Genomic DNA, 18,618 nt, shown 5'->3' with positions numbered 1-18,618 from the left:
CGGCTATTCGTCGATGCGACGCAGGATTCGGGCGATTTCGGCGAGGGCGGCGGGTTCGGTCATCCGCCAGTGGGTGGCTGCGATCGGGTGGTTGTGCACCGCTGCGGTGATCGCGTCCGCCCACGATGTCGCACCGGTGGAACCGGTCGGGTCGTCGGTGGCGGTGAAGTAGGTGAGGGGGCCGTGGAAGGGGCGGGGGCGGTAGGCGGCGTCGAGTGCGAGGGAGGTGGTCGCACCGTCGATGATCCTGTCGATGCGTGCTTCGTCGACGGGCACGTCGGGTGCCGACAACGCGCACAGTCGGCGGACCAGGGCCCGCGCGTCGGTTTCGTCGCCTGCGGCGGCGAAACCGACGAGGAGGTCGGCGGCGGTGGCTTCGGTGGCCGTCGCGGGTGAGGCGCTGGTGAGGCGGCTGTCGAGTATGCCGAGCAGCGCGACCTGTTCCCCGTCTTCCTGCAGTTGCACCGCCATGGCGTGGGCGATCACGCCACCCAGCGACCAGCCGAGCAGATGGTAAGGCCCCTCGGGTTGCACGGCGCGCAGGTGCTTGAGGTAGAGCAGTGCCCACTGTTCGATCGAATCCGGCAGCGGCTCGGTGGAGCTCAGCGCCGGGGATTGCAGACCGTAGACGGGGCGGTCCAGGTGCGCGGTGAGACCACTGAACGACCAGGCCAGGCCGCTGACGGGGTGTACGCAGAACAGGGGTTCGCCGGTGCCGGTGGTGCGCAACGGGAGCAGGATATCGAAGGCGGTGTCGGGGCCGGTGGAGTCCGTACCGGCCGCCCGTAGCGCGGTGAGGATCCCGGCGGGGGTGGGGGCGGTGAAGATCCAGGTGACGGGGACGGTCGCGGCGAGCGCGTCGCCGAGCTGGGCGGCCAGACGGGTGGCGAGCAGTGAGGTGCCGCCGAGTTCGAAGAAGTGGTCGTCCATGCCGACCCGGTCCAGGCGGAGTACGTCGGCGAAGACCGCGCACACCGCCTGCTCCACCGCACCGGCCGGAGCACGGTAGGTGCGGGCGGTGAACGTCGGCGCGGGCAGGGCGTCGCGGTCAAGTTTGCCGTGCGCGGTGAGCGGAATCCGGTCCAGGACCACGATCGACGCGGGCATCATGTGGGCGGGCAGCTGGTGGGCGGCCCACTCGGTGAGTCGTTCGACGGTGACCGACTTGCCTTGTCCGGCGACAACATAGGACACCAGCACGGTTTCGCCGGTCTGATTGGCTCGGCCGAGGGTGACGGCGGACGCCACGTCGGGATGCTCGGTGAGGACCGAGTCGATCTCGGTGAGCTCGATGCGGAAGCCGCGGATCTTGGTCTGGAAGTCGGTGCGACCTCGGTAGTCGAGTTCGCCGTCGGCGGTCCAGGCCGCGAGGTCGCCGGTGCGGTACATGCGTTCGCCCGGGGTGAAGGGGTCGGCGACGAACCGTTCGGCGGTGAGATCGGGGCGGGCCAGGTACCCGGTGGCCAACTGTGTTCCGCCCAGGTACAACTCGCCGGTGACCCCGGTGGGGACGGGGTTCAGGTGTGCGTCGAGAACGTAGACCCGGCTGTTGTGGACGGGCCGGCCGATCGGCACGGTGACGGTGTCGCGCGATGTCACCCGGTGACTGGTGATCGATACGGCGGCCTCGGTGGGCCCATACACGTTGAACAGCGCTGCCTGTGGCGCCGCGGTCTGGATGCGACGCGCCAAGGACACCGGCAGTGCCTCACCGATGGCGAGGACGCGGCGTAGCGAGCTGGGCAGTTCCTCGGTGAGCAGGGCATCGAGCATCGAGGGCACGGCGTGCAGGGTGGTGACGTTCTCGGTGCGCATCAGCTCCGCCAGGTAGGCGGGGTCGCGGTGTCCGCCCGCGGACGCGAGCACGATGCGCCCACCACTCACCGCGGTGGACCAGAACTCCCACACCGACAGATCGAAGGTCGCGGCGGTCTTCAGCAGCACGGCATCGTCGGTGCCGAGACCGAATTCGATGGTCTTCCAGCGCAACTGGTTGACGATCGCGGCGTGCGGCACCGCGACCCCCTTGGGGCGTCCGGTCGATCCCGACGTGAAGATCACGTAGGCGGTGTCGGTCGCCCGGACGGGGGCTATCCGTTCGGCGTCGACGAGTGGTTGCGGCGAGTAGCCGCCCAGATCCAGCTGCTCGACCGGCACGGCATCGTGCGAACCGGTCGCGGCGAGCCAGGTGTCGGCCTGGGTCAGGGTCAGCAGCGGGGCCGCGGTGTCGAGGATGTAGCGGGTGCGTGCCTGCGGTTGGTCGGGGTCGACGGGCACGTACGCGCCACCGGCGGCGGTGACCGCGTACATCGCGACGACCAGGTCCACCGAGCGCCGCATCGCGAGCGCGACCCGTGTTCCCGGACCGACGCCGGCGGCGACCAGGTGGCGGGCCAACCGGTTGACGCGTGCGTCGAGTTCGGCGAAGGTCAAGCGTGCACCGTCGGCGACCAGGGCGACCGCGTCCGGGGTGGATCGGACGGTGGCCGCACGCAGCGAGGCCAGGGTGGCGGTCGGATCACTGTGTCGCACAGTGTGATTCCAGGTGTGCAGGACACGGGTGCGTTCGGCGGGGTCGAGCAGGTCGACGGTGTGCAGGGGCCGGTTCGGGTCGGTCAGTACCGCCGAGAGCAGGCGGGTGAGCCGGTCGAGGAATCCCGCGACGGTGGCCGCGTCGAACAGGTCGGTGGCGTAGGTGCAGTACCCGCCGATGCCGGCCGGGGCACCGTCGGCGCTGTAGCGGTCGGCGACGATCAGGTGCAGATCGAACTGGGACAGTTCGCGATCCAGCTCCACCGAGCTGACGCCGACCTCGGGCAGATCCATGCTGACCTGTCCGAGGTTCTGGAACGACAACCCGACCTGGAACAGCGGGTGCCGCGCGGTGGATCGGGCGGGGTTGAGGACCTCGACGAGCCGTTCGAAGGGGATGTCGGCGTGGGCGAAGGCCTGCAGGTCGATGTCGCGTTGCCGGGTGAGCAGGTCGGTGAAGCTCGCACGGTGGTCGACGCGGGTGCGGAAGACCAGGGTGTTGACGAACATGCCGATCAGGTCGTCGAGCACCGCGTCGCCACGACCGGCGACGGGTGTGCCGATGGCGATGTCGGTGCTGCCCGACAGGCGCGACAGCACCACGGCGAAGGCGGTGTGCACGGCCATGAACAGAGTCGCGCCGTGGGTGCGCGACAGTTCGGTCAGGGCGGTGTGGGTGGCGGCGTCGAGGATGAACGGCACCCGGCCACCGGCATACGTCTGGACCGCGGGGCGTGGGCGGTCGCGGGGCAGCTCGAGCTGGTCGGGCAGATCCGCCAGCTCGCGTTGCCAGTAGGCGAGTTGGGTGGCGGCGGTGGAGGTGGGGTCGGTTTCGTCGCCGAGCAGGTTCTGCTGCCAGATGGCGTAGTCGGCGTACTGCACGGGCAGCGGCGTCCAGGTGGGGGCGTGACCGTCGACGCGGGCACCGTAGGCCGAGACCAGGTCGCGGGTGAGCGGGCCACCGGAGAAGCCGTCACCGGCGATGTGGTGCACGGCGATGGCCAGGATGTGTTCGTCGCCGGTTTCGAACAGGGCGGCGCGCAACGGCACCTCGGTGGTCACGTCGAACGGCGCCGCAACCAGTTCCGCGACAGCGGCATCCGGGTCCGCCGGGGCGGGTGCGAGCACCAACCGTGGCACGTCGGGATGGTCGGCGGGCAGCACGACCTGCGCCGGTGTCTGATCGAGCATCGGGTACACGGTGCGCAGGATCTCGTGGCGGGTGACGACATCAGTGAACGCGGCAACCAGCGCGGCGGTGTCGAGCGCGCCGGTCAGGCGCAAGACGACGGGAATGGTGTACGCGGCGGTCCCGGTGTCGAACCGGTTCAAGAACCACATGCGCTGCTGGGCGGGTGAGAGCGGAATGCGTTCCGGCCGTGGCTGGGCGCACAGCGCGGGCCGGGTCTGTGCCTGCGCCGAGGCGCTGATCGCGGCGGCGCATCCGGCGACAGTCGGGGCGGCGAACAGTGACCGCACCGGCACCCGGGTACCGACCGCGGCGCTCAGGCGTGCCGCCAGCCGGGTGGCGAGTAGGGAGTTGCCACCGAGGTCGAAGAAGTTGTCGTCGGCACCGACCCGCTCGACGCCGAGGACCTCGGCGAAGATCGCGGCGACCGTGCGCTCGGGCCCGGTGGACGGCTCACGGTAGCGGCGGCTGACGAATTCGGGTGCGGGCAGCGCTGTCCGGTCGATCTTGCCGGTGGCCGACACCGGAACACGATCGAGCACGACCACCGCCGCGGGCACCATGTGCGCGGGCAACAGCGTCGCCGCCCATCGGGTCAGGGCACCGGCATCGGGGGCGCGACCGGTCACGTACGACACCAGCACCGTCTCGCCGGCCGGGTTCTCGGTGCCGAGGGTGAGCGCGAAACTCACCTGGGGGTGGCGCACCAGCACGGCATCGACCTCGCCGGGTTCGATGCGGAAGCCGCGGATCTTGATCTGGAAGTCGCCGCGGCCCAGGTATTCCAGCTCGTAGCGGTCTTTGTGCACCCAGCGGACCAGGTCACCGGTGCGGTACATGCGCGCACCGGTCTCGCTCCACGGGCAGGCCACGAAACGTTCGGCGGTGGTCGTACCGCGACCGCCGTAACCACGCGCCAGGCCGGGCCCGGTCAGGTACAGCTCGCCGGTGACGCCGACGGGCACCGGCCGCAGCCGGGCGTCGAGGACGAGTGCCCGCATGCCGGGTACGGGGGTGCCGATGGTGATGCGCTCACCGGCGCGCAGGACGGTGTAGGTGGCACCGATGGTGGCCTCGGTCGGGCCGTATCCGTTGAGGAAGGTGCGACCGGATGCCCACGCGGACAACAGTTCCGGTGCTACGACCTCACCGCCGGCCGACACGCAACGCAGGTCGGGCAGCCCGGCGGGATCGAGGGTGCTCAGCAGTGCCGGGGTGATGATTGTGTGGGTGACGCGTTCGGTGCGTATCAGCTCGTCGAGTTCGGCGCCGCCGAAGGTGTCCGGTGGTGCGATGACGAGGGTGGCGCCCCGGTGGAAGGCGGTGGTGATCTCCTCGATCGACTGGTCGAAACTCGGTGAGCACACGTGCAGCATGCGGTCGTCGTGACGCAGACGCATCAGGTTCGCCGAGTGTGCGACCAGCGCGGCCAGACCGGTGTGGGTGACACACACACCCTTCGGCGTGCCGGTGGAACCGGAGGTGTAGATCAGATAGGCGGTGTTGTCGCGGCGCAGCGGCCTGCGGCGGTGCCGGTCACGCACGGGAGTCGACGCGCACGCCGCCGTCCGGGCGCGCACGGCCGGGTCGTCGATGATCAAGGGCCGCACCGATTCCGGCAGAACACGGGCATGCGCGGTGACGGTGATCCCCACCGCGGCGCCGGAGTCGGCGAGCATGTGCCGGATGCGGTCGTCGGGGTAGTTCGGGTCGACGGGCAGATACACCCCGCCCGCCTTCGCGACCGCCCACAGCGCGAGGATCGCCTCGTAGGAGCGGGGGATCGTGCAGGCGACGACGATCTCGGGACCGACACCTTCGCTGATCAGGACCCGCGCCAAGCGGGAGGAATCGGCGTCGAGCGTGCCGTAGGTGTAGTCGTTTCCGTTGTCGCGCACAGCGATTCGGCGTTGCCCGAAGCCGGTGCCGCGGACGAGGAGCTGGGCGAGGGTACGTGCGGCGCGGTGGCGTGGCCCGGTGCCGATGCGCGCGAGCAGGTGGTCCTCGCCCCGCACCCCGACCGACAGATCACCCACCGGGACACCCGGACGGCAGGTGATGTCGGTGAGCAGACCGACCAGGCGGTGCGCCAGCACCGTCGCCGAAGACACCTCGACACCCGGGCCGTCGACGCCGACAGACATTCCGGTGCTCGATTCGGTCACCACCACCGTGAGATCGCGTGCCTCGGGCGACGGCACCGTCGAAGCACCGTCCGGGCGCACAGAATTGCGCAGTTCGAGGCGGAACTGTCCCAGCGAGCCGTGGTCGGCGCCGAGCAGATGGGTGAGGTCCTCGACCGGGATACCGGAGTGGGCGAGCGCCCGGGTCTCGGCCTGGTGCACGCGGTCGAGCAGCGTGCCGAATGGTTCGGTGGGGTCGATGTGGGTGCGCAGCAGAAGGTCCGAGGTGTCGAGCACGATGTCGTCGGAGCCGGTGAGCCGTGCGATCAGGATCGACACCGCGGCGCTGATCGCGCTGGACCAACCGGCGTCCGCACTGTCGGCCAGCCGCCGCAGATCTCGGTGCGTTGTCGCCGGGACGGGCAAACCCGACCGCGGGTGTTCTGTGTCGCGGGTGCCGAGTGCGTGATTCTGTGGTTCGACCCCCGACCCCGTACCGATCGTGCGGTGGTCGGGTGCGACCTCGGTGTCGATCAACGCTTCGGTGGGCAGGGTGAGACGGCCGGGTAGGTCGGCGAGGGTGGTGCGCCAGAAGCGGGAGCGGGTGATCGGGTCGGTCGGGTTCGCGCCGAGCTTCGTCACGATATCGATCGCGCCCACCGACAGACCGGGATCGGCACCTCGATCAGACGCGATCGTCCCCGTGGCGGTCAGTGCGGACAGTGCGGTGCGCAGCCGGTCGGTGACGGCGCGCGCCACCTCGTCCGACACCAGGTCACGCCGGTATTTGACCTGTACCTGGGTGCGGGCGCCGAGGAAGACCAGGACCGTGATCGGGTAGTGGGTGTGGTCGGCGCCTTGCAGGTCGTCGATGCGCAGACCGTCGAGCGCCCCACCGGCCTGCTGCAGACCCTCGACATCGACGGGGTAGGACTCGAACGCCAGCATGGTGTCGAACAATTCGCCCCGACCGGCGACCCTTTGGATGGCGCCCAGCCCGAGGTGATGGTGGTCGAGCAGCGTGGCCTGCTCGGTCTGCACCGCGCGGATCATCTCGCCGACCGCACCGTCGATGCGCACGCGCACCGGGACGGCGTCGACGAACAGGCCGATCATGTCGCCGACACCGTCGAGCTGCGGTGGGCGCCCGGACACGGTGGCGCCGAACACGATGTCGTCGCGACCGGTACTCGCGGCGACGACCAGCGCCCACGCGGTCTGGAACACCGTATTGGCGGTGACCTCGACCGACGCGGCGAAGGTGGTGAGCGCGGCGGTTGCGGTGGCGTCGAGCGCGAATTCGCACAGCCCGTAACCGGTTCCGGTGGGGCGTGGCCAGGTCAGTTCGGGGGCGAGCATGGTCGGTTCGACCCCGTGCAGCAGCTCCGACCACGCCTGCTCGGCGACGGTCCGGTCCTGGCGGCTGAGCCAGTCGAGGTAGTCGCGGTAGGGACGCACCTCGGGCAGGACGCTCGCGTCACCACCGGTGGTGTAGAGGACGAGCAGTTCCTTCATCAGCAACGGCATGGACCAGCCGTCGAGCAGGATGTGATGCCCGGTCAGCACGAGGCGGTTGCGTCCGGAACCGGTGCGGTACACCGTGAATCGCAGTAGCGGCGCGACCGCCGGGTCGAATCCGGTCGCCTGGTCGGTGGCGAGCAGACCGGCCAGCTCGGCCTCGGTCGTGTCGACCACCCGCACCGGTGCCTCGACGTTGTCGGCGATCACCTGCACGGGTGTGCCGTCGGGAGTGGTGACGAATGCCGAACGCAGGTTCGCGTGCCGGGCGAGGACAGCGGCCGCGGCGCGACGCAACCGGTCGGCGTCGAGCTCGCCGGTGAGATCGACCATGAGCTGGATGACGTAGGCGTGCACCGATTCCTCGAGCATGTCGCCCAGCGCGAGCAGCGAATGCTGAAGCGGTGAGAGCGGTAGCACGTCCGACAGCCCGGGGTGATCGCGCCGCCAGGTGTCGAGTTCGGTTTGCGACACCCTGACCAGCGGCACATCGGACGGTGTCGGTCCACCCGCCTGCGGGTAGTCGGTGTGATCGGCGAGGGCGGCCAGCCAGTCCGACCAGATGTCGGCCAGCTCCCGAACCTCGGATTCGTCGAGAATACCGGTGGCGTAGCGGAAGTCGGCTTGCAGTCGCAGCCCGGTTTCGGTGGCGACCGCGATGGTGTTGATGTCGAGGACAGCGTTCGCGGGCAGGGTGGGGTCGTGGTCGACGTCGATGTCGCCGAGGTCGTCGGTGGGCAGCCAGTCGCCGTCGGCGGGGCCGGTGGTCACCGCGCGACCGAGGTAGTTGAATCCGATCTGGGCCACCGATTCGGTCGCGAGGTGCCCGGCGCTGCGCAGCAGCCCGAAACCGATGCCGTTGTCGGGCACGGCGAGCAGTTGTTCCTTGATCGTGCGCATGGTCGCGGCGAGCGCTTCGTCGTCGAAACTCGCCGGTCGCAGCTCCGTCAGGTCGAGCACGACCGGGTAGACGGTGGTGAACCAGCCGACCGTGCGGGTGAGGTCGGCGCCGGGGACGACGTCTTCCTGTCTGCCGTGGCCCTCGAGCCGCAGCCGCAACGCGGGCGCGTCGACATCGCGACGGGCGCGCCACACCCGCACCGCGAGCGCGAGTGCGGCGAGCAGCCCGTGGTCGGCGCCGGCCCGGTACAGGGCGGGCAATGTCGTGAGCAGGGGGTCGGTCACCTCGGGCGGGATCTGCACGGTGATCGAGCGCGTGGTTGCCTCGGTATCGACCGTGCGATCGAGGGCACGGGTACCGAGCAGCGGGTCGGCGGTCGCGAGAGCGTGCTGCCAGTAGGGCAGTTCGGGGGTGCGGTCCACGGTGGTCAGTGCGTGCGCCCAGCGCCGGAACGAGGTGCCGACCGGCGGCAGCGCGATCGGCTGTCCGGCGCTGTGTTGCGCCCAGGCCAGGATCAGGTCGGGCAGCAGGATGCGCCACGAGACACCGTCGATGACGTAGTGGTGCGCGGCGACCGCGAGCACGTCACCGTCGCCGTTGCCACGAACCCAGGTGAACGCGATCATGCGGGCCGCCGCCGGATCCAGCGTTGTCAGCGCGGCATTCATCGCCCGGGTACCGATGCCGGTGAGGTCCTCGCCCGCTTCGAGCTCGCCGATCAGCTCGTCGACCGGCACCGCGTGTGGTTCCAGCACCTCGAGCTGCCAGCCGCCGTCGAGCTCGCGCAGCCTGGCACGCAACATGTCGTGGCGCGCCACGACGGCGGCGATGGTGGCGACCAAACCGGCACGGTCGATGCCGTCGGGCAGGGCCAGCACCATCGTCTGGGCGAAGCGGTCACTGGATCCGGTGGACAGGGATTCGGTGAGCACGGGTGTCAGCGGTACATCGCCGACACCGCCGCCGGGGAGTTCGGCCAGGGTGATCGTGGCCGGGCCGTCGGTGGTCGCGACCCGGGCCAGGGCGGCGACGGTGCGGTGCTCGAAAACGTCTCGGGTGGAGAAGGTGATGCCCGCGGTGCGGGCCAGTGACACCAGTTGGATCGACAGGATGCTGTCGCCACCGATCGCGAAGAACGACTCGTCCGCCCCCACCGACGACACCCCGAGTACGCGGGCGAACAGGTCGGCCAGGCGGGTTTGCATCGCACCCTTCGGCGCGGTGGTCGTCTCGGTGACGGTCATCGGGTCGGGCAGGGCTTTGCGGTCGAGCTTGCCGTTCGAAGTCAAGGGCCAGGTATCCAGGACTACGATCGCCGACGGCACCGCATGGACGGGCAGATGGCCTGCCGCGTAGTCGATCAGGTTCGTGGGGTCGGGCGTTGCACCTTGTGCCACAAGCACATACGACACCAAGGTGGTCGATCCGGCGGGCGTGCATCTGCCGACGGTGACGGCGCACTCGACGTCGGTGTGCCCGGTCAGCACGGCATCGATCTCGCCCGGTTCGATGCGGAAACCACGCACCTTCAGCTGGGTGTCGGCGCGGCTCACGTACTCGAGGTCACCGGTCGCGCGCAGACGCACCAGGTCACCGGTCCGGTACATGCGGCTGCCGGAGGGACCCCACGGGTCGGCGACGAAACGGGCCGAGGTGGTGACGGGCTGGTTGCGGTATCCGCGGGCCAGGGCCGGGCCCGCCAGATACAGCTCACCCGTGACACCCGGTGCGACCGGATTCAGCCGTGCGTCGAGGATCACGGCATGTGTGCCCCGCACCGGGGTGCCGATCGTGATCGGTTGTCCCGCAGTCAGTTCGGCGTAGGTCGAGATGATGGTGGTCTCGGTGGGTCCGTACCCGTTGAGGTAACGGCGGTGCGGGCCCTGCCATTTCGACGGCAGTTCCGGTGTGGTCACGTCGCCGCCGACCGACAGGGACACGAGGGCGTCGAGACCGGCCGGGTCGAGGGTGCCGAGTACGGCCGGGGTGATGATCGCGTGCGTCACCGCCTCGGCCGCGAGCAGGTCGGCCAGTTCGACCCCACCCACGATGTCGGACCCCACGATCACCAAGGTCGCGCCGGTCGAGAAGGCACACAGCCATTCGAGCACCGACGGGTCGAACCAGGGTGAGCAGATGTGCAGGAAGCGGTGATTCGGCTCGAGGCGGTAGCGCTCGACCGCCTCGGCGACCAGCGGACCCAGGCCGGCATGCGTCACTGTGACGCCCTTGGGCAGGCCCGTGGAACCGGAGGTGTAGATGATGTAGGCCGGGTGGTCGGCGCGCAGCGGGGTGCGGCGGTCGCGGTCGGTGATCGGGGCACTCGACCAGGCGGCGCAGGACTCGGCGAGAGCGGGGTCGTCGAGGACCAGCCAGGTGATGTCGGTGGGGAGATGATCGAGGTGGGCGCCGACGGTGATGCCGATCGTGGCGCCCGAATCGGTGACGAGGTGGTGCAGGCGCTGGACGGGATTGGCCGGGTCCATCGGCACGAACACACCGCCTGCCGTGGTGATCGCGACAGCGGCGGCGACCATCTCGTAGGAGCGTGGAAGTGACACGGCGACAGGGACTTCCGGGCCGACGCCGTGCGCGATGAGTTCGCGGGCCAGGCGTGCGGTGTGCTCGGTCAGCTCGCCGTAGGTGGTCGAGTGCCCGTTGTAGCGGATCGCGACGCGGTCCGGTCCGAGAGTCGCGCCCGTGGTCACCAGGTCGGGGAACAGCGATGTCGGTGCCTCGCTGCTGGGGCGGGTGAGCAGTGCCGTGTGTTCGGCGGTGCTGAGGATCGGCAAGTCACCGACAAGGGTTTTCGGGTTCTCGACGGCGGCCGCCAGGAGGCGAACCAGGCGCTCGGCGAAGGAATCGATCGTCTGCTGATCGAACAGGGCTGTGTCGTAGGTGAATTCGGCGCCGATTTCGGCGGGTTCGGTGTGGGTGTCCATCACGTCGGTGTCGACCGACAACGTCAGGTCGAAGGACGTCTCGTCACAGTGACGTGTGGTGGCCGGACGGAGCATGACGCGAAGCAGAGGGTGCGGTGCCGCCGCGCGGTGGCTTTCCGTCGACTCGGGTTCGCTGAGGTGCGGGGCGCAGTGGTCTGCGTGGGCGGAGTGCAGCGCCACCATCTCATCGGTAGTCATCCCTGGTCGCGCCATGGCTTCGTCGACGACCATTGATGCGTCGGTGAGCAGGCGCTCGAACTCGGCGGCGGCGAGGACGCGCAGACGCAGCACGCGGTGTGCGGCAGAAGAGTACGGGGCTGCGATGACGATGTCGTCGGTGCCCGACAGTCGTGCCAGCAGTGTCGCGAAGGCCGCATACACAACGCTGAACGCCGTGGTGTCGTAGGCGCGGGCGGTGTCGCGCACCCCTCGGCACACCTCGGCCGGAACAGCGAAGTCCACCCGTCCGGGCCGCTTCGTGAGGTGCCCGGCACTGCGGTCCGCCGATCCGACAAAGTAAGCCGGGTCGGATGGTTGCCGCACCGCGGGTGTGGCGGGTGACGACTCGCTACCGTCCGACGAAACCCGGCGGGGGCGCTCGGTCGGCAGCGGCAACTCCAACGGCAGGTCGGTGAGCACCGCACGCCGGTACGCCACGTCCGAGATCGGATCACGCTGCCGCACAAGGGTTCCCAGCAGCTCGCCGGCGGTGCGTTCGGGGGAGTGCACGATGGCGTCGAGGACTGTCCGCAACCGGTTGGCCAGTGCCTCGGCGATATCCGCGCCGATCGCCTCGAGCCGGTACTGCAACCCGACCCGGATCCCCGCACCGACCTCTACGCCGACCGCCACGGGGTAATGGGTGGCGTTGGCGGCCTGCACGTCGACGATCTCGAGGCCGTCGATCGAGCCGTGTGCCTGCCGCATCCCTTCGGTGTCCACCGGGTACGACTCGTATGCCATGAGTGTGTCGAACAGTTCCCCGGCGCCCGCGACCCGCTGGATATCGGTCAGCCCCAGATGGTGACCGCCTAGCAGCGCGATCTGTTCGGACTGCACCCGCGACAACAACTCCCGCAACGACGCGTTCTCGTCGATTCGTACCCGGACGGGAATGGTGTTGGCGAACAGGCCGACCATGCCGTCCACACCGTCGAGCTGTGGTGGGCGCCCCGACACCACCGCGCCGAACAGCACATCGTCACGACCCAGCGCCCCGGCCAGGACCAGTCCCCATGCGGTCTGGAACACGGTGTTGACGGTGACCTCGGTGGCGGCGGCGAAACCGGCGAGTTCCTGGGCGACATCGCGCGACAACTCCACGACCGACATCCCGTGGCCGGGGGCGGCGTCGGTGGGTGGGACGGTGGCGGTGAGCAGGCTCGGCTCGTGCCCGTCCAGGGCGGCGCGCCAGCTCTCGAGGGCGGCGGTGCGGTCCTGGTCGGCGAGCCAGGCGAGGTAGTCGCGGTAGGGGCGCACGTGCGGAAGCAGTGTGGGCGCACCGTCGGCGGCGTAGCAGACGAGCAGTTCGCGCATGAGCAACGGCATGGACCAGCCGTCGACCAGCAGGTGATGCGCGGTCACCACCAGATGCAGGCTCGCCGGCCCGCGATAGACGGTGAACCGGAGCAGGGGTGGGGCGGTCAGGTCGAACCCGATGCGGGATTCGGCGGCGAGCAGTGCGTGCGGGTCGGTGTGGTCGGTGTCGACGACGCGCCAGGGCACCGTCACGTCTTCGACCACGAAACCGACCGGGGTACCGGCCGTTGTCGTCGTGAAGGCGGTGCGCAGGATGCCGTGCCGGTCCAGCACCGCCCCCGCCGCCCGGCGTAGTCGCTCGAGGTCGACCGCACCGGTCATCTCGACCGCCAATTGCACCAGGTACGGGTCGGTCGGCGACACCTGCGCCAGGAACAGCAACCCGAGCTGTAAGGGCGCCAACGGCACCACATCGATGAGGCCGGGACGGGTGCGCTGCCAGTCGTCGAGTTCGGCCTGGGTGACGTCGACCAGCGGCACATCGGCGGGCGACAGGCCACCGGCGGCCGGATGGTCCAGATGTTCGGCGAGCACCGTCAACGCCGAGGTCCAGCAGTCGGCGAGCTCGCGCACGTCCGCCTCGTCCAGGATCAGCGACGCGTAGGAGAACGAAGCACGAAGCAGCACACCGTCTTCCGTGCCGACCGCTACCGCGTTGATGTCGACAACGGCGGCGGCGGGCAGCTGCGGGTCCTGGTCGGCGGCCGGTTCGCCCCAGTCCGCGGTCGGCAACCAGCTGTGGTCGGTGTCATCGCCGGTGGAGATGCGGCCGAGGTAGTTGAACCCGACCTGGCCCAGCGAACCCGGCAGCTCGGTCGCGGGGTCTAGGTGGCGCAGGATGCCGAAACCGATGCCGCGGTGTGGCACCGCGCGCAGTTGTTCCTTGACGGCTTTGACCACCGACGCGGTCTGCGCGCCCGGTTGCCAGGCGCCGTCGGCGTCGACCTCGCCGAGGTCGAGCGCCACCGGGTACATGCTGGTGAACCAGCCGAGTGTCCGCGTCAGGTCGGCGCCGTCGACGGCGGATTCCGCGCGCCCGTGACCTTCCAGGCGCACCCGGGTGGTGGCCGCGTTCACGCCTCGACGGGCCCGCCAGCTCCGCACCGCCATGGCCAGCGCGGCGAGCAGGCCGTCCTCGGCGCCTGCCCGGTAGCGGGCGGGCAGGTCGGTGAGCACGGCACGGGTGATATCGGCGGGGACCTCGACGCTGAATGTGCGGACGGTCGACGCGGTATCGATAAGCGGATCCAGCCCACGTTTTCCCAGCAGTGGGTCGGCAACCCCCAGGGTTCGCTGCCAGTGGTCGAGTTCGTTGCGGCGCCGTGGTGCCGACTCGACCAATCCGTGCGCCCATCGACGGAACGACGTACCGACCGCGGGTAGCGCGATCGGTTGACCTGCCTCGTGCTGCGCCCATGCGGTCACCAGGTCCGACAGCAGGATTCGCCACGAGACGCCGTCGATCACGAGGTGGTTGGCCGCCACGATCAGGCCGTCGGGGCCGTCGTCGCGAGTCAGCCACGCGAAACCGATCATCCGGTGGTCGCACGGATCCAGTGACGCGAGGACGGCATCCATCGCCACGTCGGCGATGTCCTCGGAGCCCTCGAAACGCTGCAGCAGGGCGTCCACCGGGACACCGCCCGGCGGCAGCACATCGAGCGACCACTGCCCGTCGATCCCGCGCACCCCGGCGCGCAGCATGTCGTGATGATCGACGACAGCGGTCAGGATACGAACCAGCGTCGGTCGATCGATGCCCTCGGGGAGAGCGAGCACCATCTGCTGAGTGAATCTGCTGAACACGCGGCCGTCGGCGAGGGTGGCGGCGAGCACCGGTGTCAGCGCGACCTCACCCACCCCGCCGCCGGGCAGTTCGGCAAGCACCGGAGCGGCGTCGTCGCCGAGCGCGGCGACCCGGGCCAACCCGGCCACGGTGCGGTGCTCGAACACCTGCTGCGGGGTGAACGAGATGCCCGCGTGGCGTGCGCGGGTCACCAGCTGGATCGACAGGATGCTGTCGCCACCGGCGGCGAAGAACGAATCCTCGGCACCGACCCGCTCCACGCCGAGGATCTGGGCGAACAGTTCGGCGATCGCCGTTTCCACCGTCCCCTCGGGCGCCCGGGAAGTCGCGGCGGCGAAAACCGGTGCGGGTAGGGCGTTGCGGTCCAGTTTGCCGTTCGGGGTCAGCGGGATCTCGTCGAGCGCCACCACGAGCGTGGGCACCATATGACCCGGCAGGGAGGACCCGACGAAACGGATCAATTCCTCGGGGTCGATCGTGGAACCCTGCTCGGCGAGCACATACGAGACGAGCGCGGTCGCCCCGGAGTCGGCTTTCGCGCCGATGGTGACGGCGTAGTCGACATCCGGGTGCGCGGTGAGGGCCGCGTCGATCTCGCCCAGCTCCACCCGGAAACCACGGATCTTCACCTGGAAATCCGACCGGCCCAGGTACTCGAAGTCGCCGGTTTCCGTGCGCCGCACGAGGTCACCCGTGCGATACATCCGCGCTCCCGGCGCCGCGAACGGTGCCGCGACGAACCGCTCGGCCGTGAGCCCCGGCCTGCCGCGGTAATTCCGCGCCAGCGCCGGACCCGACAGATACAGCTCACCGGCCACCCCAACGGGGACGGGGCGCAATCGCGTGTCAAGCACCACCGCACCGATCGCGGGGAAGGCGGACCCGATCGTCACCGGCTCGCCGGGTGTCAAGGCGGCGCTGCCGGTGGCCAGCACGGTCGCCTCGGTCGGGCCGTACCCGTTGAAGAACGCGCGGCCCGGCGCCCAGCGCTGGACCAATGTCGGTCCGAAGGCATCACCAGCGACCACCACGACCCGCAACTCGTCGAGCCCGCGCGGGTCCACCGATTCCAGGGCCGCCGGGGTGATGAGCATGTGCGTCACCCGTTCCCGGGCGATCAGCTCGGCCAGCTCCGGGCCCGCGTAGACCTGTGGCGGCGCGACAACGAGTGTGGCACCGGAGTTGAACGCCACCAGCAGTTCCAGCACGGATACGTCGAAATTCGGGGAACACACGTGCAGCACCCGTGCCGAGGCATCGACCGCATATCGTTCGCGGGCCGCCGCGACTAGACCGGCCAGACCGGTATGCGTGACGACCACACCCTTCGGTCTGCCCGTGGAACCGGACGTGTAGATGACGTAGGCGGGGTGCTGGTCGGTCAGCGGGCGCACCCGGTCCAGATACGAGATCGGATGCGCCGGATGGGCGGCGATCCGTTCGGCGTCGGAATCGAGCTCGAGCCAGACGATCGACTCTCCGAGGGTCGGCCGGTGCGCCGCGCAGGTGAGGCCGAGGACCGCGCCGGAGTCCGCCAGCAGGTAGGCGATGCGCTCGGCGGGTAACGACGGATCGACGGGGACGTAGGCGGCACCGGTTTTGGCGACCGCCCAGACCGCCGCCACCGATTCGATCGAGCGGGTGAACCCGAGCGCCACCACGTCGCCCGGGCCGACACCACGGGCCAGCAGCTCCCGCGCGAGCCGGGCGGAGTACTCGTCGAGTTCGGTGTAGGTGAGCTCGCGGCGGGCACCGTCGGCGGGGGAGAAGGACAGGGCGATCGTGTCGGCGGCGGTGTCCACCGCGGCGGTCAGCAGCTGTGCGAAGAGGGGAGCGCCCGGCTTCCGATTGCCTCGACCACGCGGCGACCGACGAACTTCACCCATCCGAGTACAACATCCTCACCTGTCCGGCCCACCACTGCCTGAACGACCCACGAACCCTGCGCGGATTCTGGATCTACCGGGGGTGGACCAGGGTGTTCGGCGACCATGACACCACACGACACGCGGCTATGACACATCTCCGGTCTGTTTGCCAGGCCAAAAAGCTACCTGGAGCCCGAATTTGTGCGGATGGCACAATACGGTCGGCGGAATTTGGGCAGCGAACGGAGCAGGCACGTGGCGGCATACGGAACCCTCACCTGGGTCGGGCACGCATTGGCGCCGCTGACCCCGGGCATCACCGAGGACCTCATCCGCGTCACCGAGCAGATGATTCCCGTCGACGACATCGCCGCGGACCTGGGGGACATGCGTGCGGCGAGCATCGCCGAGAACATCGCCGCCGTGCAGCACGTGCTCGCCGACAACATCGACCCCGCGACCGTCGGCCCACCCCCGGGCGCGGCCGCCTACGCGCAGCGACTCGCCCGGCGCGGTGTGCCGCTGACCGTGCTGCTGCGTGCCTACGGCCTCGGCCAGTACCGGCTGCTCGACGCCGCCATCGGCCTCATCCTGGCCACGCCGGGTATCGACCACAACGCCCGCATCGCCGAACTCCTGCGCTTCGCCAGCATCTACCTCGACCGCCTGAACTCGTCCATGGGCCGGATCTACGAGGCCGAACGCGACCGCTGGCTCAGCAGCAGGCAGGCCGCGCGCCAGCAGTGGATCGCCCGGCTCCTCGACAGCGACGACGTGGATGTGCCCGCGGCCGAGGAAGCACTCGAATACCGCCTCGACCGAAGTCATCTCGCCGTGGAGATCTGGACACCGCCCACCGTCACGGGCGCCGAGGCGACACGAGCAATGGAACAGGCACGTCAGGTGGTGTCGTCGGCGCTGCGGACCCTCGGGCGTGGCCTGGTGGCCTCGACGGGAGACCGGGCGCTGCGGATCTGGTTCCCGGTCGAGGGGGAGCAGGCGATCGGCGACCTGACCGCCCAGGTCGTCGCATCCGGACTGCCGGTGCGCGTCGCGCTCGGCTCCCTCGGCGAAGGCCTCCCGGGCTTCCGCCGTTCCACCCGCAACGCCGCCCGCGCGAAGGACCTCGCCGTCTCGGCAGGTCAGACCGCGCCGCCGGTTGTGGCCTACGACGCCGTCGCTCCCTTCGCCCTGCTCACCGATGATCCCGACGAACTCGCCGCCCTGGTCCGCCGCACCCTCGGCGCCCTGGCGGGTGCCGGCGTCAAGAAGGAACTCCTACGCCACACCCTCGATGTCTTCCTGACCGAGGGCGCCAGCTACTCGCGCACCGCCCGCACTCTCGACGTGCATCGCAACACCATCCAATACCGCATCCAGCAGATCACCACCCGCTACGGAATCACCTTGGATACCAACAGCTTCGACCTCCGCTTCGCCCTCGGCATCTGCCGCTGGCACCCTCACGTACTGACTCGGACATTCTGAGTCCAGCCGGTTTGTGCTGGCCGCACAGCACAGGCGAGACCGAGGACACAAGTCGCAAGTCGCTGCTCTGGGTGGCCGGGCGGATCAGCGAGGAGCCGGTATCGGTAGCGGCCGGATCCGACCGCTCGTTTATCGCCCGGACGAGACGAATATCCACGAGTTCCTCGGCACCACCTTGCGCTTTCAACCACCGCCACGGCGGCGCACAACACAGAAGGCGTCGATACCCATTGCGCCGCGTGTCTAAACTTGCTTATTATGGCTTTCTGAGCTGGTTGCCAGGATGCGAGAAGGTCCCGGCAACTGCCGGTCCGATAATGCCGCAACCGGCATATCGGGCGAAACGGTTGAATCCTCCAATTGTCGGGGTTGTGGGGAATCCATAGCGCGTATTCGGCGACAGTGTGGTCGTCGGATCATCCTGGAACACGCTGGGACCTGGGCACACCATGTCCCAGAAGGCGATCCGGTGCTGCCAAATGACTTCCACCCCCGCTCAATTCCTGCTTGTCAAGGGTCGAGACACTGCTGTGACCTGCGCGCCTATGCCGCGCCGACGGGTCAGCCGCGCGTTTCACGCCCGCGACCCGGGAAATGAATATTCGCGACAGCCGCTTGCATGAATCGTTAACAATTATTCGAAGGTGATCTATTACAGGTCAGCCAGACAATTCACCACTGCCGAAAGCAGAGTAATTGCGCACCGCATTC

General features: G+C 69.3%; 2 protein-coding genes. One reads left to right on the top strand and one right to left on the bottom strand.

From position 1 onward, the window contains the following. Positions 1 to 3: 3 nt before the first annotated feature. Positions 4 to 16,437, bottom strand: coding sequence for a non-ribosomal peptide synthetase (locus tag NCO8_RS10135; RefSeq protein WP_067638418.1), 16,434 nt, complete (start codon positions 16,435 to 16,437; stop codon positions 4 to 6). Positions 16,438 to 16,674: 237 nt separating this feature from the next. On the opposite strand from NCO8_RS10135, the gene NCO8_RS10130 reads away from it, so the two are divergent. Next, complete coding sequence (locus NCO8_RS10130; RefSeq protein WP_067638416.1) at positions 16,675 to 17,907, top strand: PucR family transcriptional regulator; 1,233 nt, start codon at positions 16,675 to 16,677, stop codon at positions 17,905 to 17,907. Positions 17,908 to 18,618: the final 711 nt, after the last annotated feature.

It is taken from the genome of Nocardia coubleae NBRC 108252, assembly GCF_001612805.1.
GTDB lineage: Bacteria > Actinomycetota > Actinomycetes > Mycobacteriales > Mycobacteriaceae > Nocardia > Nocardia coubleae.
Note: the sequence above shows the minus strand (reverse complement) of the source record. Positions and strands in the feature narration are given on the sequence as shown.

Bases quoted from the DNA above. Each gene is read 5' to 3' on its own strand.
- NCO8_RS10135 (WP_067638418.1), bottom strand. From the start codon at position 16,437: ATGGGTGAAGTTCGTCGGTCGCCGCGTGGTCGAGGCAATCGGAAGCCG.